The following is a 1,624-nucleotide window of genomic DNA, read 5'->3' on the forward strand; positions in this document are numbered from 1 at the left end:
ATTTCTTTCACAAAAGGATCTACAATCCAACTATCTTCATAATCATATTTAAAATAAGCCGATGTATTATATACAGCTTCTTTCATATCACCATAATAAATATTCAGCATTAAAATCCCTTCCTTTTTTTCGTATATTGTGATTTTCATTAAGACTTTTCGGGCATTTACCTGATTTAAACATACTCTCCAGCAATATCAACATATTCCAACATATTATGAATAATATCACCTCTATTGGGGAAGGTTCTCATTTTCCATAGCATCTTTCCGTACATAGAACGTTCCCCTCCCTGAACCGCACTTTACAATTATCTCTTCTTTTGTAAGCTTATTCAATGCATTTAAAACAGCTGATCGACTACCAATCGGGCATGCTGCGATAACCTCCGCACCAGTAAATTTACCTATTTTTTCAGTTACATAATTTTTAACAACATCATATACCGTACTTCTATTTTTTTCTGACATCAATCCAACTCGCTCTTCAAATTCTTTGTAACAAGCGAGAATTACCTGAAGCATATACTTAATAAAAGGAGTTGGATCATTCTCTTCCTCGTGCCATCCATAATCAATTCGTTCCAATACATCGTAATACGCATCTTTGGTTTTTTCAATCTGCTTCTCTATACTGATATACTTTCCAACTTCATATCCATTTTGATACAGAAGCAATAAAGTCAGTAATCTGCTCATTCTTCCGTTTCCATCATTGAATGGATGGATACAAAGGAAGTCAGAAATAAATGTTGGAATTAAAATCAACGGATCAACCGTTTCCATTGCCAATGTTCTTCTATAACTTTCACAAATTGCCTCTATTGCCTGTTCCGTTTCATACGGTGACAACGGAATAAATCTTGTTACTACTGTTCCATCAGCCTTTGTCTCATTGATATAATTCTGTGTATTCTTAAATTGACCTCCATAGGAAAGACCTGCATGTTTTAACAAATCACGATGTAATTGTAAAATATATGCTGTTCTAATTGGTATGAAATCATGACTCTCATGAATGGTATTAAGTACATCACGATATCCAACAATTTCACTTTCATCTCGTGATTTAGGTGTTGTTTTCTCATTCATAAGCTGTTTAATACGTGTACTTGTTGTAACAATACCTTCTATTTTATTTGATGCCTCTGTACTCTGTACACGTGCAATTTCTATCAAACGCTCCAGTTCAACCGGCTTCTGCCTTGTAAATAATTCCTGACGCCCTTTACATTCATGAATTTTTGCAATATATGACACGACTTCTCCATCCCACAATCTATCTGCTAATTTCATATAATCAAACTTTCTCACCTCTACACCTACCTTCCTTAGGTTTATCATCCATTCCTTTGTTCTTTCGTCCATATTATACCCCATTTTGGATGAAACTTTCAATAGTTGGATAAAAACTGCTGTTTTATATTTTAACTTGCTGAAAATTCTGCACATCGAATTTTCCACTAAAATTTCACTATTTTTCATTACTTCATCGCCTTTGCCAACGAAGCCAATAGTGCTTTCATTTCCGGATTTGCCAATACTTTTGCAAGCAGCTCTGCATCCACATCATCCGGCACATCTACTGTCTGAGTTGTGGTTTCCTCTCGCATCTTTGGATCCAG

The 1,624-nt window shown here is 35.0% G+C and carries 2 protein-coding genes; both read right to left on the reverse strand.

What is annotated here, in order from left to right; translation table 11 throughout:
- A partial coding sequence (locus tag QVP40_RS13875) for a DUF4869 domain-containing protein (RefSeq protein ID WP_442852284.1) occupies positions 1-149 on the reverse strand: 149 nt, incomplete at its 3' end.
- Between the two features lie 84 nt (positions 150-233).
- Positions 234-1,484, reverse strand: coding sequence for a Fic family protein (locus tag QVP40_RS06735; RefSeq protein ID WP_008977276.1), 1,251 nt, complete (start codon positions 1,482-1,484; stop codon positions 234-236).
- Between the last annotated feature and the right edge of the window lie 140 nt (positions 1,485-1,624).

This window comes from Blautia sp. CAG:257 (genome assembly GCF_000433815.1).
In the GTDB taxonomy this organism is placed as follows: domain Bacteria; phylum Bacillota; class Clostridia; order Lachnospirales; family Lachnospiraceae; genus Blautia_A; species Blautia_A caecimuris.

Bases quoted from the DNA above. Each gene is read 5' to 3' on its own strand.
- QVP40_RS06735 (WP_008977276.1), bottom strand. From the start codon at position 1,484: ATGAAAAATAGTGAAATTTTAGTGGAAAATTCGATGTGCAGAATTTTC.